The sequence below is a fragment of the Wolbachia endosymbiont (group B) of Protocalliphora azurea genome, assembly GCF_947251865.1.
Classification (GTDB): domain Bacteria; phylum Pseudomonadota; class Alphaproteobacteria; order Rickettsiales; family Anaplasmataceae; genus Wolbachia.
In genome coordinates, this window is record NZ_OX366394.1 from 535,202 (window position 1) to 556,909 (window position 21,708).

20 protein-coding genes, 1 pseudogene and 1 riboswitch are annotated in these 21,708 nt (G+C 33.9%); of the genes and pseudogenes, 14 read left to right on the top strand and 7 right to left on the bottom strand.

Going from position 1 to position 21,708, the window contains the following annotated elements; genetic code table 11:
• Positions 1-117 precede the first annotated feature (117 nt).
• The 3 genes from OPR35_RS02530 to OPR35_RS02540 all read left to right on the top strand — a co-directional run bounded on the left by OPR35_RS02530 (position 118) and on the right by OPR35_RS02540 (position 3,840).
• Entirely contained in the window at positions 118-1,488 is a 1,371-nt protein-coding gene (locus OPR35_RS02530; RefSeq protein WP_265024969.1) for a hypothetical protein, read from the top strand.
• 257 nt (positions 1,489-1,745) lie between these two features.
• A complete protein-coding gene (locus OPR35_RS02535) occupies positions 1,746-2,780 on the top strand; it encodes an efflux RND transporter periplasmic adaptor subunit (RefSeq protein WP_230609147.1) in 1,035 nt (344 codons plus the stop codon).
• A gap of 148 nt (positions 2,781-2,928) precedes the next feature.
• Positions 2,929-3,840 (top strand): hypothetical protein, encoded by a 912-nt coding sequence (locus OPR35_RS02540; protein ID WP_231834404.1) that lies wholly within the window; start codon positions 2,929-2,931, stop codon positions 3,838-3,840.
• Between the two features lie 57 nt (positions 3,841-3,897).
• Here the strand turns inward: OPR35_RS02540 and grxD are convergent, their stop codons facing one another.
• The gene (grxD, locus tag OPR35_RS02545) at positions 3,898-4,215 is read right to left on the bottom strand and encodes a Grx4 family monothiol glutaredoxin (protein ID WP_007302570.1); all 318 of its coding nucleotides are present in this window, start codon (positions 4,213-4,215) and stop codon (positions 3,898-3,900) included.
• Positions 4,216-4,231: 16 nt separating this feature from the next.
• Positions 4,232-4,450 carry a BolA/IbaG family iron-sulfur metabolism protein gene (locus tag OPR35_RS02550; RefSeq protein WP_007302571.1) on the bottom strand — a complete coding sequence of 73 codons (219 nt, stop codon included), beginning with the start codon at positions 4,448-4,450 and terminating at the stop codon, positions 4,232-4,234.
• Between the two features lie 119 nt (positions 4,451-4,569).
• On the opposite strand from OPR35_RS02550, the gene OPR35_RS02555 reads away from it, so the two are divergent.
• Positions 4,570-5,484, top strand: a complete 915-nt coding sequence (locus OPR35_RS02555) for a P44/Msp2 family outer membrane protein (protein WP_019236934.1) — start codon at positions 4,570-4,572, stop codon at positions 5,482-5,484.
• 10 nt (positions 5,485-5,494) lie between these two features.
• Here the strand turns inward: OPR35_RS02555 and OPR35_RS02560 are convergent, their stop codons facing one another.
• On the bottom strand, positions 5,495-6,817 hold the full coding sequence (locus OPR35_RS02560; RefSeq protein ID WP_082241867.1) for a malic enzyme-like NAD(P)-binding protein: 1,323 nt from the start codon (positions 6,815-6,817) through the stop codon (positions 5,495-5,497).
• Between the two features lie 121 nt (positions 6,818-6,938).
• Here OPR35_RS02560 and pgsA point away from each other — a divergent pair, with 121 nt between their 5' ends.
• From pgsA to OPR35_RS02600, 8 genes are all read left to right on the top strand, one after another.
• The gene (gene pgsA, locus OPR35_RS02565) at positions 6,939-7,481 is read left to right on the top strand and encodes a CDP-diacylglycerol--glycerol-3-phosphate 3-phosphatidyltransferase (RefSeq protein ID WP_006012406.1); all 543 of its coding nucleotides are present in this window, start codon (positions 6,939-6,941) and stop codon (positions 7,479-7,481) included.
• A 99-nt stretch (positions 7,482-7,580) separates the two neighbouring features.
• Positions 7,581-8,537 carry a hypothetical protein gene (locus tag OPR35_RS02570; protein WP_007302576.1) on the top strand — a complete coding sequence of 319 codons (957 nt, stop codon included), beginning with the start codon at positions 7,581-7,583 and terminating at the stop codon, positions 8,535-8,537.
• Between the two features lie 67 nt (positions 8,538-8,604).
• Positions 8,605-9,291: an outer membrane protein assembly factor BamD gene (bamD, locus tag OPR35_RS02575; protein ID WP_019236936.1), complete on the top strand. Its 687-nt coding sequence runs from the start codon at positions 8,605-8,607 to the stop codon at positions 9,289-9,291.
• Between the two features lie 7 nt (positions 9,292-9,298).
• Positions 9,299-10,039 (top strand): YebC/PmpR family DNA-binding transcriptional regulator, encoded by a 741-nt coding sequence (locus OPR35_RS02580; RefSeq protein ID WP_265024970.1) that lies wholly within the window; start codon positions 9,299-9,301, stop codon positions 10,037-10,039.
• A complete protein-coding gene (locus tag OPR35_RS02585; RefSeq protein ID WP_265024971.1) occupies positions 10,036-11,076 on the top strand; it encodes a M23 family metallopeptidase in 1,041 nt (346 codons plus the stop codon). The genes OPR35_RS02580 and OPR35_RS02585 overlap by 4 nt, the downstream gene beginning before the upstream one ends.
• Positions 11,060-11,929, top strand: a complete 870-nt coding sequence (locus tag OPR35_RS02590) for an SPFH domain-containing protein (protein WP_019236939.1) — start codon at positions 11,060-11,062, stop codon at positions 11,927-11,929. Before OPR35_RS02585 ends, OPR35_RS02590 begins: the two co-directional genes overlap by 17 nt.
• 76 nt (positions 11,930-12,005) lie before the next feature.
• Positions 12,006-12,108, top strand: a riboswitch (TPP riboswitch).
• Positions 12,097-12,381: a SemiSWEET family sugar transporter gene (locus tag OPR35_RS02595; protein ID WP_010404806.1), complete on the top strand. Its 285-nt coding sequence runs from the start codon at positions 12,097-12,099 to the stop codon at positions 12,379-12,381. Its footprint overlaps the riboswitch before it by 12 nt.
• On the top strand, positions 12,353-13,033 hold the full coding sequence (locus OPR35_RS02600; RefSeq protein WP_019078558.1) for a thiamine diphosphokinase: 681 nt from the start codon (positions 12,353-12,355) through the stop codon (positions 13,031-13,033). The genes OPR35_RS02595 and OPR35_RS02600 overlap by 29 nt, the downstream gene beginning before the upstream one ends.
• A gap of 544 nt (positions 13,034-13,577) precedes the next feature.
• Here OPR35_RS02600 and OPR35_RS02605 read toward each other — a convergent pair.
• Positions 13,578-13,748: a hypothetical protein gene (locus OPR35_RS02605; protein ID WP_265024972.1), complete on the bottom strand. Its 171-nt coding sequence runs from the start codon at positions 13,746-13,748 to the stop codon at positions 13,578-13,580.
• Positions 13,749-13,793: 45 nt separating this feature from the next.
• On the opposite strand from OPR35_RS02605, the gene OPR35_RS02610 reads away from it, so the two are divergent.
• On the top strand, positions 13,794-15,026 hold the full coding sequence (locus OPR35_RS02610; RefSeq protein WP_265024688.1) for an IS256 family transposase: 1,233 nt from the start codon (positions 13,794-13,796) through the stop codon (positions 15,024-15,026).
• A gap of 33 nt (positions 15,027-15,059) precedes the next feature.
• Here OPR35_RS02610 and OPR35_RS02620 read toward each other — a convergent pair.
• Together OPR35_RS02620 and OPR35_RS02625 are read right to left on the bottom strand one after the other, a co-directional pair.
• A pseudogene (locus OPR35_RS02620) lies at positions 15,060-16,987 on the bottom strand (hypothetical protein); the annotation flags it as partial.
• Positions 16,988-17,028: 41 nt separating this feature from the next.
• Positions 17,029-19,602, bottom strand: a complete 2,574-nt coding sequence (locus tag OPR35_RS02625; protein WP_007302750.1) for a valine--tRNA ligase — start codon at positions 19,600-19,602, stop codon at positions 17,029-17,031.
• A gap of 157 nt (positions 19,603-19,759) precedes the next feature.
• On the opposite strand from OPR35_RS02625, the gene OPR35_RS02630 reads away from it, so the two are divergent.
• Positions 19,760-20,263 carry a hypothetical protein gene (locus tag OPR35_RS02630; protein WP_007302751.1) on the top strand — a complete coding sequence of 168 codons (504 nt, stop codon included), beginning with the start codon at positions 19,760-19,762 and terminating at the stop codon, positions 20,261-20,263.
• Between the two features lie 117 nt (positions 20,264-20,380).
• On the opposite strand, the gene OPR35_RS02635 is transcribed toward OPR35_RS02630, so the two are convergent.
• Positions 20,381-21,673, bottom strand: coding sequence for a cbb3-type cytochrome c oxidase subunit I (locus OPR35_RS02635; RefSeq protein WP_007302752.1), 1,293 nt, complete (start codon positions 21,671-21,673; stop codon positions 20,381-20,383).
• Positions 21,674-21,708 lie beyond the last annotated feature (35 nt).

Below are 21,708 nucleotides of genomic sequence, written 5' to 3' on the forward strand. Positions count from 1 at the left end.
ATAAATCTAAGTCAGTTTAGCTATTTTGCTGCTGCTTTTTCTTTTCTTAATATCTTAAGAAAGATTGACTTTTTGTCTAAAATAATATAGGATAAAATAATAGTGAGTGAGGTAAAAATGTCAATATCAAAAGAACGTAAGGAATATTTACTAGAAAAGTTTAAATATGCTGCCAAAGAATTTGGCAAGTCTGGTACAAAGTCCAATCATCTAGCAGTACCAAAGGAACAGCAACTCTCTATTGATTTAGGTAATAGAAAAGTTTTTGGTATCATAAATAAGATTCTGTATTGGATAGAGAATAATTTTACTTATTTTTTTCCACGATATAATTTGTTTCCAGAAGTTGGAGTTGAAGGAAGAAAAATTCCTGGAACTGATACAAGGGTTAAGTATTTTAACTCTGATGAACAATTTGATCAAAGAAAATTTATTGGCGAGCAAGATGGGGAACTTAAGTTATACAACTTAGAGGGCAAATTATATGATACAACTGATAAAATTAGTAAGGGTAAAAAAGGTTGTGTAGCTTATGTTATCACGCTTGATGGAAAATTAGTAACTCATGAACATATTAATGTTAACAAAAGCGAATGGGCTTATCGTCATTCAACTCTTGCAGGCGGTAAGCCGATTTTATGTTCTGGTTTAATGAAAGTGGTAAATGGTAAAATAACTTATATAGACAATAATAGCGAGCATTATAAACCAGAATCAGCAAACTTATACAATGCAGTGAAAAAGTTAGAAGGTCTATTTTCGAAAGATGCGAAAGTTGTTTGCTTACCATATTGGATTAGCTTGAAAAAACAAATTCCGCTTATACGCAAAATTAATCTAGCCAAACGAGAGCCAGTAGAGGAATTCTTGAAAAGGATGGAGAAAAAAGGGAAAGATGGATTGACTCAATATAAAAGACATTTTGAAAAGATAAAGAAATTTAATGAGCAATATGAACAAAAATTGCTTCTTGCAAACTATAAGTCACCTACAAATGAACTGTCCTACAAACCAACTATACATAAAAAACACAGATTGAAATACTCTGAATATATTAACTTACACCTTAATTTTTTGAAAGAGTTTGATGAAAGTCCTGAAGTGCAAAAAATAGCAATAGAACATTCAATAAGAAGGGTTATTGGAGCAAATTATGGCCATAAGCCTACAGTTGCGCTTGCTAAGGCACAGGTAATAGATAAAGATGGAAAGCTGCAAGAAACGGACGAAATAGTAGGTATAAATGTTGCTTTTCACCATGAGAATGATCGTGATGGCTTTGCTAAACTTCTAGATTTTAAAAAGTATAGCTATATTTGCGAACCTCATTTGCAAGATAAAAAAAATAGAGCAGATATGGAAAAATTAATGCCCAATAAACATGCAGTTTTTATGAGTACAGACCAGGCTAATAAATTTATAAAGGGCACTTTACAAATTAAAATTGATAGTGTTGAGCAATTGGGTGTTGGTTTAGTGATGGGCTAAAGCTCTGTTTAAATATATATTTAGTTTTGTTACAATATTCTTATTTTCATCATATAATATGATGGAAATTTTATGCACAACTTTTTTATTTGATTAAAAATTGCATTTTTGCAATAAAAACTTATTTATTGTAAGAAAACTTGCTCATATAAAACTATTTATAGAGTGACAATAGCTGTGTTATACTTACACTTCTGATTCGAAAATTTATGCAGTTATTTCTAACAAGATTGGTCAATAAATTTTACTGTTTAAGGATGAGAAACAAAGTAATCATCGTTTCCGGTATTGCTCTTATTCTACTGTTTTTTATCAACAGTACATTTTTAAAAAAAGATCAGGCGGTTCATAGTGATAATCCAATTAGTAGTTTTTCATTAAAAACTCAGGATTATACTCCACAAAATCGCACTGTATATTTAAATTTTTCTGGTACGGTAAATCCCTTGCATAGGTTCAGCCTTGTCTCAAGAACAAGTGGTCAAGTTATTGCTATTTATTTGTCTGATGGTGAAAAAGTAAAAAGAGGCGATGTAATTTTAAAGATAGAAGATTATGACAGAGTTGAGCAAGTTGAAAAAGCCAAAGCTTTATTAAATCAGCGTGAAATTGAGTATGATTCCTCTCGAAAATTGAATACAAAAGGGTATGGAGCACAGATAAGAGTGGAATCAGCTTTTACTGCATTGCAGAGTGCAAAAGCTGACCTAAAAAGGCTAGAGTTGGATTTAGAAAATACTGCGATTAAATCCCCTATTGATGGTTATGTAGATAAGATCAACGTAAATGAAGGGGATTTTGTTAATCTTGGACATAAGATAACTGACATAGTTAATTTTGATCAGGTTCTTGTGGTGTTATATGTTTCAGAAAATGAAGTAAATAAAATAAAGCTAGGTAGCACAGCGCAAATTAATTTGCTAGACGGAAGGGAATTAGTAGGTGAAGTGAGTTTTATTAGTAAAATTGCTGAGCCTAAAACTGGATCTTATAGAGTGGAGGTAAAGGTAACTGATAATGAGATTATATCTTTGCAAGGACTGACTGCTAGTGTAAGCCTCCCTTCAGGTGAAAGATTTGCATATAAAATTCCTTCTTCGGCCTTAAGCTTAAATGACGATGGTATTCTTGGAATAAAGATTGTTGATGATAATAATTATGTAGTATTTACAGCAATAGAAATTGTTGATTATGAAGACGATGGAGTTTGGGTAGTCGCAAATAATGAAAGTAAGCCTATAAAGTTGATAACATTGGGTCATCTATTTGTTAAGCCTGGTGATAAGGTTTAGCTTTTATATACACTTTTAGTAAAAATCAGATAAAATTCCGTGTTAGCAATAATTATAAAAATACTTACTAATATACTTATCTAAGTATTGACAATTATTAACAAGAAAGCTAGTTGTATAAATGTTTTATAAAAAAAGAGTGTATTATATGCCACGTATTAGTGAAGAAAAGTATAAGCGTTATCGTGAGTTGAATAACCTTGACTTAAATAAAAAGTTAAAAGAAGCTATAAATGAGCTAGATTATAATAAGATAAGGAGTATTATTTTTGACAATGAATTGGAGTCAATTGACGATGAAATATATGGTGCATTATTTTTGAATAAATATCCTAGATTTCCCGAGTTTTTACTTATGCTAGGAGACAGTAGTTCAAGTGATGTAGTTAACTTTTTTATACAACATGTTCCAAGTAAATTTTTGTGTGGAGAAGGCCCTAGAAATAGTTTAGGTAATATTCCATGCATAGAATTTATCTTTAGTTACAGACAAGACGCAATACCTACTCTATTAGAGGCTGTTTCAAAATCAGACAGAGACGATACTATCGTATTTGGAAAAGGTTTAGTTTCTAGTGTAAAGAAGAGAATAGAAAACATTGAGAGTAATGGGAGTCCTTATTATAGAAATGAATCTTGTGCAGCATATTCTTGTTCTGATAATCCACAAGATTACTACGATGCAAAAGAGGCTATTGAAGAATATTGCACACAAAATGTTAATGGTGATTACGAAATCGTTCCAGACTATCTTTTTACTATAAAAGATCAACCTCGAGAGCTAAAGCGATTGTTTATAGATATTGCTGCTGCCATAAGAAGTGATAGCCTTGATAAAGTGCAAAGTGGTCTGAAAGCAATTGAAGCAAGTGTTCCTAAAGCTGATCTGCGCATTATTGATAAAATCAGTACGTCATTAAGTTCTCTAATAAAAAAGGCTAAACAAAATGTAAATATGGCACGCGCTATTAGTGATGTACAGGCAAATATTACTTGGCCTGGTACATTTCTTAAAGAGAATGTCTTATGTACAAATAGTGTACAAAAGTCAAAAAACTAAAGTTTTTAATCAGGCTAGGTGTGAGGCACGCCTATTTTTTTCTTGCTTATTTCCTTACTAAACAATCTGTTTTTCTTTCAATAAACTCTGTAATTCACCTTTTTCATACATCTCGCGGATTATGTCACAGCCACCAATAAACTCTCCCTTTATATATATTTGTGGAATTGTTGGCCAATCAGAAAAACTTTTTATGGACTGACGTATTTCATCATTCTCAAGTACGTTGATGCATTTAAACTTTACATTCAAATTTTTGAGAATTGATACGACGAGCCCAGAGAATCCGCATTGAGGAAAGTCAGAGGTGCCTTTCATATACAGCACTACATCGTTTTCTGCTATGTCTTTTTTTATTTGTTCAAAGTTGTTCATAAATATCACCTTAATTTTAAGCTCCAGTTTCTAGTTGCAATGCATGTATAGATTGACCTTCAAGAGCCTTATATACCATTCTATGTTGTTCTATTTTTGTCCTTCCAGAAAAACACTGGGAAGTTATTTTTAAATGGTAGTGATCATCATCTCCAGCAAGATCCTTAATCTTTATATCGGCACCAGGGAATGACTGTTTGATAATTTTCTCTAATTCATGAACTGCAACAACCATTGATTCACTTTAAATTACAATACTCTTATTCTAAATCTAAAACAACTGAGCGCAATAAAAAATTGCTACATAAAAAATAGAAGTATGTTAGCATAAAAGTGAAATTATGTGAGGTTTATATGGCGAATAAAAGATTTAAATTTACATACCTACTAACTTTGCTCACTTTTTCATTTAGGTGCTTATCTTATGATAGTGAAATAAATAATTTAAAGAATTTTTATATTCAAGCTAACTATTTTGGAGCATTTTTCAATGCAATAGGTTCTCTAAAAGGAAAAGAAGATGCAGGTGAAAATGTAACGGAAGGTGTTTTTAGCTTTAATGAGGAGGAGAGGATTGAGGCTGGATATAGTCCTAAATACGTTCCAGGACTTGCAGGTGGTGCTTCAATAGGATATGTATTCAAAAATATGAGAGTTGATCTTGAAGTTCTATATTCTCAGACTAACTTAGATGATGAAGATTACTCAGATAAAGGAAAAGCAAGATATATTGAACTTCGTCGTAATGATGATGTTTCTGTTGGAACAGAACGTAAATCACCTTGGAGAAGTGGAAAAGTTGATATTGAAATTCAAGAAAAGCCGCCTAATGTTCAAGTAAAGTTCAAAGCTGCATTTAAGATGAAAAATGAAGGTTTTAATAATTTGGCTGGAATGATCAATGTGTATAATGATTTTAACGTCGGAGAAATGCTCTGCATTCCATATTTTGGAGTTGGTGCAGGTGTAACTAAGGTTAAATTTTTAGGAAAAACCAGATATGCTTTGGCTTACCAAGCAAAGCTTGGTGTTAATTATCCACTTACAACAAACACTCAAGCGTTTGCTGGTTTACGCTATTTTGGTATTCTTGGTAACGAATTTAAAGGTATTCTGCCAGTAGCAAAGATACTAGCTGGCGAAAAATATATTCCTGCTGGTAAAAGCAATGAAGTTGATGAAACTGCACGTATGCAATCAACAACTACAACAATTACCAATAGGTTTGGCATATATGGCTTAGAGTTTGGATTGGTTTATCGCTTTTAAATTTATCCAATTACGTATGTGAAGACAATAAATTGAGCGTGCTGAGAGCCTTAGCGAGGCGAGATTTTAATTGACTTGCATACTCATTCCAGTCCTCTATTTCCTTTCTTGCCACACCTGAGGTAACGGCAGCTTTTGCAACAGCAGGAGATACCATAGAAATTAATCTTGGATCAAATGGAGTAGGTATTATATATTCACGTCCATAGCTCATTTTACGACCGCCATAGGCTGCAGATATCTCATTTGGCACTGGCTCACGGGCAAGCTTCGCTATTGCATCTGCAGCTGCAATTTTCATTTCTTCATTTATTGTCGTTGCATGTACATCAAGTGCTCCTCTGAATATATAAGGAAACCCCATTACGTTATTGACTTGGTTGTTATAGTCTGACCTACCAGTTGCAATTATTGCATCTGGCCTTACAGACTTTGCAAACTCAGGCCTTATTTCTGGATCAGGATTAGCAAGAGCAAAAATGATCGGGTCTTTACCCATGCTTTTTAACATCTCTTCGCTGAGCACATCCTTTGCAGAGAGTCCGATGAATACATCAGCGCCTTTTATGGCATCAAGTAGAGAACGTTCTTTAGTGTCAATTGCATATTTTTCCTTCCACTTATTCATGTCCTCTTTTCTGTCTTTGTGTATTACTCCTTGTTTGTCACATAGCACTATGTTCTTAGCGCCCATGGACTTTAGTATTTCCAAACACGCAATACCAGCTGCTCCAGCACCATTCATGATGATCTTGACATTCTCTAATTTCTTTTCAGCAATATCGAGGGCATTTTCTATACCAGCTGCAACAACTACTGCAGTGCCATGTTGATCATCGTGGAACACCGGAATATCCATCAACTCATTTAGACGTTTCTCTATTATAAAACAATCAGGAGATCTTATATCTTCTAGATTTATTCCCCCCCAACTTGGACCAAGATACCTTACTGCATTGATGAAATCTTCTATGTTTTCTGTGTCAACTTCTATATCAATTGCATCAATGTCAGCAAAACGCTTAAATAAAACAGCTTTGCCTTCCATGACGGGTTTTGAAGCAAGAGGACCGATATTGCCAAGTCCCAGCACTGCGGTGCCATTTGAAATGACAGCCACATAATTGCTTTTTGCCGTGTAATCATAAACAGCTTTAGGATTTTTAGCTATTGCAAGGCATGGGGCTGCAACACCAGGGGAATAAGCAAGTGATAGGTCATGCTGTGTGGATAAGGGTTTTGTTGGTATAACTGATACCTTACCAGGTTTACCACTTTTATTATGGTACTTAAGTGCTTCTTGTTTTGTGGTGTTATCTAAATCATTATTCATGCTTTGAGCTTATTGTTAGTAATTTCCTAAGTATATGGGGTTTTTATGAATGTTCAACTATTAGCTTGTGAACTCTATTGTACTTCTGTATAAATTTATCTACTACGTAGGGTGATGTGACATGCTTAAGAAAAACGTGCCTAATTTGCTAACAATTTCTCGTGCGCTCGCAATACCGGCAATAATATCAAGCTTTTATATAGAGAGTAAGTATGCAAGTCTAATAACAATATTGATCTTTATGTTTGCGTGCATTACAGATTTTTTTGATGGTTATTTAGCGCGTGCATGGAAAGTCCAATCGAATTTTGGCAAATTATTTGATCCAATTGCCGACAAGTTAGTAGTAGCTTCAACAATAATCATGCTAGTTTATAAGCATAAGATAGATGATATTACAATTATACCGTCAGTTATAATTGTTTGTAGGGAGATATTAGTTTCAGGCTTGCGGGAGTTCTTGATAGCTACAAACGTTAGTTTACCTGTGAGTAAGGCTGGGAAAATTAAAACATTTTTGCAGATGGTTGCTATAGTAGCGTTAATAATGAGTGATTATGAAGCAACTAAATATATAGGTGTGGTTTGCTTATGGGCTGCGGCTGTTATGACTATGTGGTCAGGCTATAATTACGTTCTAGCTGGCATCAAACAGATTGACTAAATTGCTTAAGAGTATACAAAGAAAGTTAATAATTTCATAACATTGACTTAGTAATTAAAATCCTATATAATGTATTAGTTCATAAGTTGGTCTGTTCATATGACTAGTATTACAGGCACTAAGTTTTTTTTAAAAAGATCCAAAGGTAAAAAAGGTGCTAAAATGGAAGATTTTTTCTGGGATTTTTGGCCAACAGTTGATGAAGAAGTCAGAAAAGAAAGAGAGGAAGAAAAAAGCAAAAAGCTCGAACAAGAACTATTAACACTAAAAAAAAGAGAGCTACATAGGAAATGTGTATCATTGGTAACAATGGTTCCATTTGCATTATTGATGGCAATTGAGCTCGAAAAAACATGTAGCGATCAGGTATTACTTGGCCTTATAAGCAGCTCATTAGGCCATACTATATTACCTTTCACAGTCTTATCCCTTATTTGCACGCTATATTTAATTTATAATAATAGAAAAATAGCACAAAAAGAACGAGAATTGGAGAATATTGAAAGTGGGAAAACAGTAGAAAAAGAAAAGAGAGACCTTCCTTGTACCGTTGATGATTACTTTAACTATGCTGATGCTGCTTTAGTTACATTAGTTATTGTGGCTAGCATAGTAGGTGAAGCATTGGAGCAAGGAATAATAGGAGACGTAGCTTTTTCAATTTCTAGTCTATTTTACTTTGTAGCGAGTGCTACTTTCTGCTATCGCGAGTACAAGAAAAGTAAAAAATATGAAGTAGAAAAAGAGCAAGACTTTGATGAGAAGTTTGAAAAAAAGACAAGCAATATGTCTTCAGCTAAGTTAATGCTCGCTGGTTCTTCTTTATTACTAATCAGGAAAATAATATTGATTTCTGGAGTAGCATTAGCATCATCTGCTGTTGGGCCTGCTTTAGGTCTGGTAGGTATTGCTCTTTTGATGGTAGGAAGTGGATTGATCACACATTCTTATAGTAGAAAGCTAGAGAACGTAGAAGTGAGTGGAAAGGGTGTTGCAATAGGTGGTGGTGCGAGCAATATAGGTAATGGTGGCCAAGAGACGCTTTTCGTTCGATGATAATGCCAAAAATTTGTTTATTTAGGTAATATTTAGTCTATACTTTATTTTGATCAAAAAAAATCTTATGTATAAGACTTTAATCATATGCTTTTTTCTTCTGACTTGCCCCTTCACGCAGTTATATGCGAATGATCTTGAACACACTGAAACTGAACTATATGAGGAGGCAGTTAAGCTTTATGATCAGAAAAAATATAAGCAAGCTATTAGAGCATTTCAAAAGATAGAGGATTTGTATCCTTTATCTTATTGGGCAATGAAAGCAAAATTATTATCTGGAGTTTCTTACTATAATATGGGTAACTACAGCAGTGCTGCAAGTGATATAGATGATTATATATACGTTTATCCAAATGGTGAAGATTTGCCATATGTATATTACTTAAGAGTATTATCTTATTACATGCAAATTAATAAAGTGCAGCTTGGGCAACAAATTGCATATAAAACTTTAGAGCTAGCTACTGAATATATTAATCTTTTTCCGAATAGCGAATATATAGAAGAGATCAAAGAAAAAGAAAAATTAATCACAGAACATATATCAAAAAAAGAGTATTCTATTGGTGAATTTTACCTAAAGCGTGGTGAATATTTAGCAGCAATTAAGCGTTTTCAAGATATGATAAGCAATAAAGATTCTAAATATTCTTCTAGAGTTATTAGTTATTTAATAACAGCTCACTTAGCTCTTGGCCTTGACTTAGAAGCTGAGCAGTATGAAAATATGTTAGTAGAAGGGGTGAATTAGTTTTCTTATGGCTGGTCATTCACAGTTTTCAAATATAAAACATCGAAAAGGTGCTCAGGATGCAAAGCGCTCGCAAAAATTTACGAAGCTCATTAGGGAAATAACAGTTGCTGCAAAACAAGGGCTGCCTGATCCCGAGCTTAATCCACGTCTTCGCTCTGCTATCTTTGCTGCGCGAAAGGAAAATCTACCAAAAGATAAAATAGAAACAGCAATAAAAAATGCAGCTGGTAACGTTGCTGGAGAAAGTTATGAAGAAATACAATATGAAGGCTGCGGACCTTCTGGTGCTGCACTTATTGTCCATGCTCTGACAAATAATCGCAACCGAACTGCTTCTGAGATACGTTATATCTTTTCTCGCAAAGGCGGTAATTTGGGAGAAACAGGATGTGTGAGTTACCTTTTCGATCATGTAGGCTTAATTGTCTATAAAGCAGAGGGTATAAATTTTGAAGATTTATTTAACTATGGAATTGAATTAGAAGTATTGAATGTTGAGGAAAATAACAAAGAAGAATTATATGTTATAACTTGTGAAGTAAAAGACTTTGGTAAAGTACGTGACGCTTTCTATACAAAATTTGGAGAACCAGAACTTGCTCGTCTTTCATGGCAACCAAAGGACCTGATTAAAGTTAGCGACAAAGAATTAATTGATAAATTATCTACATTAGTTGAAGAGCTAGAAGATAATGATGATGTGCAGTATGTTGAAGGTAATTTTATTTTTGCTGATAAACTATGAGGCTGGTAATACTTCCACTGCTTTGTATTTTACCAGCATATGCAACTGAAACATTTGCGCAGAAATACTATTGTCATTCCAGTGCCCAGACACTGGAAATTGATTGTAAACAGCACGCTATACAACATTTTCGATTAAAAAACTGTTCAAGCACTGGAATAACAGAAAGCAACCTAAACCACTTTCCAGCGTTACTTCAGCACGGGATCAGAAAAAAAAAAGCTACAGAAAGTGATAGAAAGTTGTTATTCATATCCAGTGACATAAAATCCTCTTTTTTTGACGCAGAAGGTTTGGCGCCAAATACGGTGATGAAATTAATCAACGTATATAAAGATTTTGGTATAGATTTTAAAAAAGACATTGTGCCAAAAGGTAAGTTGGAGGTTCTTTTTGAGAAATCGCTCGGTAATCAGAAAGCTGAAGAAAAAATTTTATATACTTCGCTGACAACAAACAATAAAGCCATTAGCTTATATCATTATAAATCGCAAGACGGCAAAGAAAGGTATTTTAATAAAGAGGGGGTAAGCTTAAAGAGTTTCGTAAGTCCTTTAAACGGAGATTTTCGTATATCCTCGAATTTTGGTAATAGAAAGCATCCCATTCATGGTAAAATTGCTTTTCATAAAGGAGTAGATTATGCAGCTAAACTTGGCACTCCTATACACGCCACTGCAGAAGGTGTAATAGAATATATAGGAAAGAATGGTGGCTATGGGAATTACATCAAAATAAAGCACAACAATAAATATTCAACTTGTTACGCACATATAAGCAAATTTAGTAGCGATGTAAAGTTAGGCTCTAAAGTAAAGCAGGGACAAATCATTGCTTATGTTGGCAGCACTGGTGTTGCAACAGGACCTCATTTACATTATGAAGTTATATATAATGGTAAACATATTGATCCGCTTACGATAGCTCATGGCAATGAGATAAAGTTGCCTGATTGTGAATTAAGAGAGTTTAAATTATTTGTAAGTAAGGTAGATGAAATAATCAGCAGAGAGGGTGCAAGTGAAAAAGCAATCTGATGAAGACAGTACAGATAAAAATACAATAAATGATAGAAATCTAAGTAAAATTCGGGCTTTTCCTGTACTAATAGCGCTAGGGTTAATTTTATTGGTACTTTTTGTGTATGACAGCACAATTGCACTTGGAGTTGCTGCTGTTTCAATATTGACTTTTTCTCAAGGATTTTTCGTTAATGATCCTAATGAAGCAAGAGTGATAGAGTTTTTTGGTCATTATATTGGAACTTATTTTAAGTCTGGAATATGCGTAACGCTTCCGTTTTCGAGTAAATATAGAGTTTCTTTGAAATTTCAGAATATCAATACAGAAAAAATTAAAGTTAATGATGCTAATGGAAGTCCGATAGAGATTTCAGTAGTAATTGTTTGGAGAGTGAGCAGTCCTGCGAAGGCATATTATAATGTTAATAATTATCATGATTTTGTTTTTGTGCAAAGTGACTCGGTAATTAGAGAACTGGCAAGTAATTATCCGTATGATAGCGAAAACGATGAAGAATCTTTGCGTAAAAACTCTGACAAAATTTCAAATGAATTGCGGTCAATGCTACAACAAAGATTGAATATTGCTGGAATTGAAATTGCAGAAGCAAGAATATCGCATTTGGCCTATTCATCTGAGATTGCACAAGCAATGCTGAGGCGTCAACAAGCACATGCCATCACCTCTGCAAGAAAGCATATAGTGCAAAATGCAATAGGAATTATCGAAGAAGTAATAGCCCATTTTGAAAAAAATAAAAGCTTACAATTGGATGGAAAACAAAAGGTTCAATTGATAAACAATTTGCTAGTTGCTCTGATCTCTGAGCAGGATGCACAGCCGACTATTAGTTTGGATAATAATTAGCATAGAAGCCGATTGGGTTTCATGAATGCAAGTCACTGTTAATTTCTTGATTAATAGACTAAATGATGTTATAAATTACACGCATTAGGGGTGCTCTAAAAAAGCTGAGAGTACATAAAGTACAACCCTTTGAACCTGATCTTGTTAAAACAAACGTAGGAAAATGTATGTATATAAATATTGAAGAATGCTTTGGCTTCATCGCGTTCATTACATCTCTCATTGGGTTATTGCCTCAAGTATATAGAGCATATATCACAAAACTTACTCGTGACATATCGATGCTAATGTTGGTGAATTATCTTATTTGTTCATCATCTTGGCTTATTTACGGTATTTGTCAGGGTTTAACTTTTGTGATACTCAGTAATATTGCTGGATTAGTGATCAGTATAATATCAATTGTTCAAAAATGTTACTACGATGCAAAAACTGCACGGAGCGTTTTATAACCATATGCTACATTGTAGCGTGGAGCAAGAATATCGCTCTATTGTAGTGCTAAATGGAGAAATACCTGATTCATCGTTTTTTAAACAAGATATACCTGTTATTGCTGTAGATGGAGGAGCAAACAAGCTTCTATCAATTGGCGTAAAACCTGATCTTGTAATAGGAGATTTGGATAGTATAAATCCGAATTTACGTGCTAACTTAAATACAGTATATCTACCTGATCAAGATTATTGCGACTTTTCTAAAGCAATGGCTCACTTAAAAACAGTAAAGTTATTGCCATCAATAGTAACGGGTATTATTGGAGGAGCAATTGATCATATACTACAAAATATTAACTTTTTTTTAAGTACAGATAGTATCTTTTATATGCCTTCGCCTCCCATGGTGGGGTACGCCTTACAAAAAGGTATTAGCTATTTTTCCTCTTTGCTAAAAAATACTAAAATATCCTTACTTGGTATACCGAAAGCTCAAATATCAACTAAAGGATTAAAATGGGAACTATGCCATAGTAACCTTGCTTTTCCAGGAAAGAATTCTTGCTTTAATCGAAGTTTAGGCAATGAGTTATCTATAGAAATACACAGCTGCGTGTGTTTAGCAATGATATATTTAGAAGCAGTAAATGATGATGGTGTGTATTGAGTTAAAACATTAAGAAAAAAAAAGTAGAAAAACCGTGTTAACACTAATTCTAAAAACTACAGGCGCCTGTTGTTAGCTAAAGTAAAGGTCAAATATCTGGAATTCTGGACATAAAATCCTCCTGTATAAAAAAGATTCAAAATGTACACACAACAGATGTAGCTGAATTTTTATTGAAAAATTGGTTAAAAGGTCTGCAGACCAAGATAAATTTTGAGCTCTCTAAATATCTCTACCATCATTATAATGGCATCTTGAGTATGCGGAAGCAATTTTTTCATTAAAATAAAAAATTTTATTCTACAGCTTAAAAAGGAGTTTGCTAATTTTCACACTGAATCGGATTTCACTACTCAAACCTAGAAACTTTAATGTATCAAGGTATCTGTTCAGGGGAATGTTCAAGTCAGTGCTCCCTTTCTTGTCATTCCAGTGCTTGACACTGGAATCCATTATACTCCGTAAATTTAACTGGGTGCCAGTGTCAGCTACTTTCATGACATCAACTGATTTTCCTTTGAATGCCAGTTATGCAAGAAATCTATTATATAATATTATTGTCACCCTCTTGATAGTTTGTTAGCTCCTCTCCTCCTGAGTTACTTGGTGCAATTATTTGATCATATTCAGTTGATGGTTCATCAGATCCAAACAACCATGAAAAAAAGCCACCAAAAAATGATGCAATTAGGGAATGTTCAAAAAAGTGTGTCAAACCGAAAAAAAAGTAATAAATTGATATAAAAAATGGAGGTTTGATATGAGTCAAGCAAATAGAACTACTGGTTTGGTAGATTATAAAGAATTAGAAACAAATATCCTGTCATCTATACGAGAAGGAAGACCATTGACAGGAAGAGATGGAGCATTAACACCGTTTATAAAAAGGCTGCTAGAGGCAAGTCTGGAAGGTGAAATAGAAAGCCACATGTCAGCTAAAAGTGAAGAAAATAACCGAAGAAATGGAAGGAATGCAAAAACTTTACGTACAAGTTCAGGCTCATTTGAACTATTAACACCAAGAGACAGAGAAGGAAGCTTTGAACCGCAAATAGTCAAAAAAAGGCAAACAAGCCTACATCCAGAACTTGAAGCAAAGGTCTTAAGTACATACGCCAGTGGCATGGGATACAGAGACATAGCTTCACACGTTGAGGAAATATATGACCATAAAATATCAGCAGCAGAGATATCCAATATTACTGATAAACTGCTACCAATAATCAATGAATGGCGCAGCCGTCCATTGCAATCAGTGTATCCAATAGTGTTCATGGATGGCATGTTTTTTAAGGTCAAGGAGGACGGACATTGCGTAAGTAAATGCATGTATAATATATTGGGTATAAATCAAAATGGCAGAAAAGAAGTATTAGGTTTTTATCTGGCTGAAAGTGAGGGAGCTAACTTCTGGTTGGGAGTTTTAAATGACCTCAAAGAAAGAGGAGTAGAAGATATTCTGATTGCATGTGTAGATGGGCTAAAAAGCTTTCCTGCAGCCATCAACAGTGTATTTCCCAGTGCAGAAGTGCAGCTATGTATAGTACACCAAATAAGAAATTCTCTGAAATATGTATCCAGTAAAGATGTAAAAGTTTTCATGAATGATCTGAAAAAAATATATCGTGCTTCAAGTAAAGAAATTGCTGAGAATTATCTGCTTGAGCTGGAAGAAAAATGGGGAGAAAAGTATCCTTTAGTTATAAAATCCTGGCAGAACAATTGGGAAAACTTATCCAGTTATTTTAAGTATTCTGGGCCAGTTAGGAAGCTGATTTACACCACTAATCCAATTGAGGGGTTGCATAGACAAATCAGGAAATTTACTAAAACTAAGGGTTCATTTACTAGTACAAATGCCTTGTACAAACAGGTATATTGTGCTATAAAAAAGGTAGAGCAAAGGTGGATTATGGCTCTCCCTAATTGGGCTTTAACTATGTCTCAACTTGATATTTTCTTTCCAGATAGATTGAAAATTGAGTTGAACTAAAAATGCGGCTTGACACACTTTTTTGAACGTTCCCGTTTGTACAGATATTTCTTCAATTACTCCTTTTATTTCTTGATCACTGACTCCAACATTCTTGATTAATTCCTCCAATCTATTCAAAATCTCTAATACAGTTTCCTGCGATATAATCACTTTATCTCCTTCTCTTACATTCTCTTTGAACAAATATATCATGTTTTTTGCCAAATCTTGTGCTAAGCTCACACGATTCTGATGAACTAATGAAGATTGATCATTCAAATCTGAAATTTCTTCTTTTATAGAATGCTTCTCAAATAGTAACTCTTTGTACTTTTCATGTTGAATTTGACTTTCTTCCTCCAGATTGATGCTATAATTTTCCAACTCTTCACTGTTTTTTCTAACTCTTTAATCCTACTGAAATATTTAGTTTCTTTCTCTTCCGATTGCTTACTTAGTTCTTCTAAATCTACAGTTAGTTTAATCACTTCTTGAGTTTTTTCATTTAACTTTTCTTGTAATCGTCTTTTTTCTTCTTCTAAATCCGATGATTTAAGTATTAAATCATAAGTTTCAGAACTTTCTTTTTGCAACTGCGCTTCTAACTCTGCTATTTTTTTCTCTTTCTTTTCTAAACATGTCATCAATTCTGTTACTTTTTTAGATTCTAATTCATGTGATTGATTTTTTAATCTCTGGATTTCATTGTCCTTATTACTTAACTTTTTTTGAGCATCATTCAGTTCTTGTTCTAACCTTTTATTTTCATTCATTGATTCAGCCAGTCCGTACTCTGATTTCCTTATTTGATCCTTTAGTCTTTTTACTCTGACATCTCGACCTTCAGCATATTCTTCCAAATTTTGCTTTTCTTTACTTAACTGTTGTATCTTTTCTTGCATTTCCCTTAACTTCTTATTTAACTTTTCCTTCTCTATTCTTTTCTCCTCAAATTCACTCTCTACCGAATCACTTAGCTGCTTGAGTTTTTGTGTTACTTCAGCCAAAACTTCATCTTTTTCCCTTACCTTTCCATTTAATTCCTCTACCTCTCTCATTTTTTGCTGTAATTGTTCTAATATAGTTTGATTATTTCCAGTTAATCTTGTATTTTCTTTTTCCAATTTATTAATTCTTTCGTTTAAGCTTTCATCTACAACTTGTGCAATTTTGTCTTGCATTTTAGTACTACCTATTTGAGCTTTTTTGATGCCACGCTCAATTTCTTGAGTTGTTTGAATGTTAATATTTCTATTACTATTTTCTATCACAATCTCAGATGATTTATGATTGCCTTTCTCCTTATTTCTAAATTTTATTTGATACAAGAATAAGTTACCTATTTTTACATCTTTATTTGCTTTCAATTGATCATCAGTAACACGATTACGCTCGATAAGTTCTATACCATTAGCATCAATATTAATTATAATAGTGCACTTTTTTCCGTCCTCATCACACCAATTCAGAGTCATTTCGTATGCACTATCAGTTACAACATAGTGCCTTATTCCTTCTTCAGAAACAAAACCGTGCATTCCATTTTTTCCATTGCTATGCAGAGTTGAAAACCCTGAAATTCCATTATCTTGACAGAAATTACTATTCAAAAACTCACTGACTTTGAATTTGTTTTTATTAGCTCCCAATTTAACTTCTGCACAACTACCATATATTGACACTGTTTCAACACCACTTTCAATATACCCATTCAATACTTTTTTAGCCTTATCTTGAAGCTCTAGTCTCGCCTCCTTTACATTATTGAAATCTTGGATAACGGCTTTATACAATTCATCTTCATTAAAATTGGCATTGTATTTTATTAAAAAAGATAATATGTGAAGACTAGCTACAGCAGTGTGAATTGATTTATTCTTTTCTTTTATCTTACCGAGCAAAAACAAAAACCTTTGAATGAAGTCATGATAATCATCTTTTTGCTCTTCAATTTTATTATTATATGAATTACCAATCATTATTACCTCACAACTAAATAATTAGTATAGTAATACGAATGCTAAGTTACATCAATCAATAAACTTACAGTAAATTTTCCATTCTCAGTTATAAGCTCTGCTTCTGTACCCTCAACCCATTCTATCACTTCAGCATTGCAAACTGACTGCAAATCATGCTGAGCAGAATAATTTAACTCATCCTCTTTTACACTCGCTTTTATCATCAACTTTTGTATAAGATGCTTAACTGATACGTTATTATCTGCTTTTATTTTTCTCACAAGGTTTAATATCTGCACGAAATTATCTCCCATTTCTTCAGAATACTTATCATAGATAAGTTCTTCCTTGTTAGGCCAATTACTTTTATTGTGAACGGAGTTATAACTATACAACTGATGATATATTTCCTCTGTAATGTATGGCAAAAATGGTGCAAATAACCGCAAAATAATATTGAGTACATATGCCAAACTCTGTTTCGCACTCATGTTTGCCTCGCTGTCCAATGCATCTCCATATGCACGTTTTTTAACTAACTCTAAGTAATTATCACAAAAATCTTTCCAAAAAAATTCTTCTATTGCGCTCAAAGCTTCGCAGTATTCAAACTGTAATAGGTTGTTCGTCGTTTTTTCTATCACTTTATATAATTTGGACAATATCCACTTATCCATCGTCTCACTGATGGAATTTATGCTCAATGCTTGATGTTTTTCCATAAACATGGAAACAAATTTGCTAGCATTCCAAAGTTTCGTAACAAGTCGTTTGCCAATTTTGAAGATATTTTCAGAGTAGACTGTGTCAACTCCAAGTCTTGAGTTTGCTGCCCAATAGCGTACTACGTCAGCTCCATAGGTTTCAAGCATTACATGAGGAGTGATGATATTACCTTTTGATTTACTCATCTTTTTTTTATCATCAGCCAAACACCAACCACTAATCATGATATTTTTCCACGGCAGTGAATCTGCATGATAATGTGCCTTCAAAATCGTATAAAAAGCCCAAGTTCTTATTATCTCATGGCTTTGGCTGCGCAGATCTGCAGGAAATATCTTATCATACCGATGGCTTGGTAAACCGAGCTCACTGTTTACTGCCAGTGCACTTAATTGAGGAGTGATCGCACTTGTTGCCCAAGTATCCATCACATCTTGATCTGAAGTAACTTCTTCTTTAATATACCCTTTCGGCAAATCTTTGAGTGGATCTACAGGTAAATCCTTTACTTCAGCTAGAATGATTTTGCCTTCTTCTCCCTTACGTTTTGAATACCAAACTGGAAATGGTACACCAAAATAACGCTGTCTTGAGATGCACCAATCCCAACTTAGCCCTTCTATCCACACCTCTATACGTTTACGCATAGATTCTGGATGCCAATTACATTTACTCACTTTATCTAATACTTGAGTTTTTTGCTCTAAAGTCTTGACAAACCATTGATAAGTAGGTAATATTTCAAGCGGCGCACCAGATCTTTCAGCACATTTAACAGAATGAGAAATGCTAGTGCTTTCTATTAAAAGGCCCTTTTCAGTTAGGATTTCAATAATTCTCTTTCTTGCTTCTTTAACTCTTAGGCCATTTACTTCATCGTAGATTCCAGCGTCACGCGCTGGAGCGTGTGTCTCCTCTAATGTCTGGATTCCAGTGTCAAGCACTGGAATGTCACTCCCCTTTGTCATCCCAGTGCCTTGACACTGGGATCTATTATTACCATACACTGAATCTAGACTTATCCTACCATCCTGATCGATAATAATTTTCATCGGCAGACCATGCTTTTGCTGCCAATATATGTCGAGCTCATCACCAAACGTACAGCACATAACAAGCCCAGTACCTTTATCTATTTTAACTTTATCATCAGCTATTATTGGAACTTTTGCTCCTGTTATTGGCACTACGGCTATTTTTCCAATCAGCTGAGTGTAGCGTGCATCTTCTGGATGGCAAAAAACTGCAACACATGCTGGAAGCAACTCAGGCCGTGTAGTTGCAATCTTAATCTGCTCATTTTCTTCAGTGGAAAAAACTATCGTGTTCAAAAATGACTCAAAGACTTTATCCTCTATTTCTGCTTGTGCAATTGCAGTTTTATCGACTGGGTCCCAAAGAATAGGTTGCATTTTTTTGTATGCATACTCTTTATTATATAGATCAATGAATGACATTTGAGAAAGTGCCACAGCTTCTTTACTAATTGTGTGATACTCTAAATTCCAGTCATAACTAATACCGACTGATTTAAACAATTCCTTGAATTCCTGCTTTGACTTCTCAATAACTTCATGGCACATCTCTATAAATTCTTCTCTGCCAACTTCTTTTGCACGGGTTTTATAGGTCTGCTCAACTAACCTTTCAGTGGGAAGCCCATTATCATCAAACCCAATTGGATAAAATACATCTTTCCCCAGCATACGTTGAAACCTTGCAATAAAGTCCGTATGGCAATAGCTAAATATATGACCAATATGCAACTTTCCAGATATCGTTGGTGGAGGCGTATCTATAGTGAAAGTATTATCCTTTTCACCATTCCATTTATAAACTTTACTCCCTTCCCATAATATGTTGTATTTGTCTTCAATTTCCCTAAAGCTATACTTTTCTTCTAACATAAATATTTCTCAGTTTTAAGCTTTAAGTTATCACAATTGAGCAAATACAGCAATTTTAATGTCTGCCATTTAATTTAGCCTTGTTATGATACAAATTTTTCTTGATCTTATAATTTTTAATGTATTACATAATAAATTTTTAGTATTGAGGTTTATTATGCTTAACTTTCATAACTTAAAAGAGCTTATAGATATTCTAAGTAATCCATACTATGTGCCTCACCCAGCAAAAGTAGACTTAGTAGAATTGCTTGAAGACGTGCTGGAATTAAAAGATAAAAAAAGCCCAGAAGAGGCAATAACTACATTGAAAGATAAAATAAGAAATGAACTCAAAAGTGAAATGTCGAATGAACTGAAACAAAAAATAAATACTCAAATCCAGCAGTTACAGCAAGAAAAGAAAATATTAGAAACCAAAAATGAAGCAAATAAACAACTAAAAGAAAAAGCAACATATATCGCTACTGCTAGTACTGGTCTTGCTGTTGGGTTAGTAGTGTATATTACACTTGAACATACAAATAAATTGGACATGTGGTTAATCGTTGTTATAGCAACAGTATCTGCATTCTTAGCTGGTGATTTAATAATGAAACCTAGCTCTCAAGTAAATGGAACACAAGAACCACAAGGAGTAGCAAATAAGAATTCAGTGTAGCTTGATATAGTTTTTTTCATTTCACTGCCTTTCCAAATTTGAAGCAGGTTGTTTGAGCCATAGTACAAAGTAAATATAGTAATTTTACACTAAAATTTTTAGTTTTGTTTCTGTGGGTTAGTTGGTACGAGCCTTGCCTTTAAGAAGATGTAAAATCACAATTATTACGAATAACATTCCACCAATAACTGATATAGCTCCACCCGTAATAAAACAAGCACGTGCCAACATTGATGAAATACTTGGCAGATCTGCAACTTTTCTTAAGGCACCATATCCACCAAGCCAAACAAGTCCAGTAATGTGGAGAAAATGTCCCAAGCTATATGCATAAATCTGTAATCTTACTATGGAGCTTTTTATTTCTTTACAGCCCAATTTTGGTAACAGCCAGTAGACAAAATTCATAAAAGCTATAGTAATACCAACTACAGAACCATGATAATGCGCAGGAATAGTGACATTTCCTTCAATAGTTAGCACTCCAAGCACACCTCCATAAATGAACAATACAAACGAGTGAAGAAGATAATTGCCCTTATCATTGAGCAGAGTTTTTATGTTGCAATACACTAATATTGTTAAAAAGCACGGCAGAACTGCTCCAGCAATTCTCATATGCCAGGTAAAAAACTGTATCAATTCAGCACTATCCGCCGAATAAATAAAGTATATAAACGGCGCACCTACGGTCAAAACTGTGTTTATAAATAGTGGTAAAATGGTAATTTTATTTAGACTAATATAGCGAGCATTCAGTATGATCAAATAAACTAAAAACATTGCTTGAGCAAAGGCAAACTGCAGTAAATGTCCGCCTCCCCAAAAGAGATATTCATAAAATAAATTCTTGTCTGAGTGATATAGACCTGGAGGCATATTTTTATGTGCTAAAACAACACAAAGAAATGATGACACAAGTATAATGACCAGGCCAATTTGTCCGATTGAAAGATATGAGTCTTGTTTATTTGATATGTAGGCTAGAGCTGTATTTATCAATATGCTGGTAATGAAAAGACTGAGTCCAAGTAAAAATAATTTGTTTTGTAATACAGGTATATAGTTACTTTTGATAACTTCAGTATTTGGAACAAATGCAGATATAAACATTAGCAGCATGGAAAGGATTGAGAGAATCCATGAGAAGTTAAACCAATGATTGGTGTTTTTTAAGTTTATGATGAAGAGCAGAGATATTATAGAGCACATCCATACCAAAATTGACAAATTTACGTGTATCACCAGTGCATTATCAAAGATATATTGTGCAGAAGGAATGAGAGAAGAAATAAAAGGCAATCGTAGAAAAATAACAATTATTGACAGCAGTCCAGAACAAGCAAGAGCAAGTACTGCCAAGAATATCCATTGCCTGCAAAGTGAAGCGTTATTTTGTATGTTGAGCATTTATTTTTAGGTACTATAGCATAAGATAGTATACA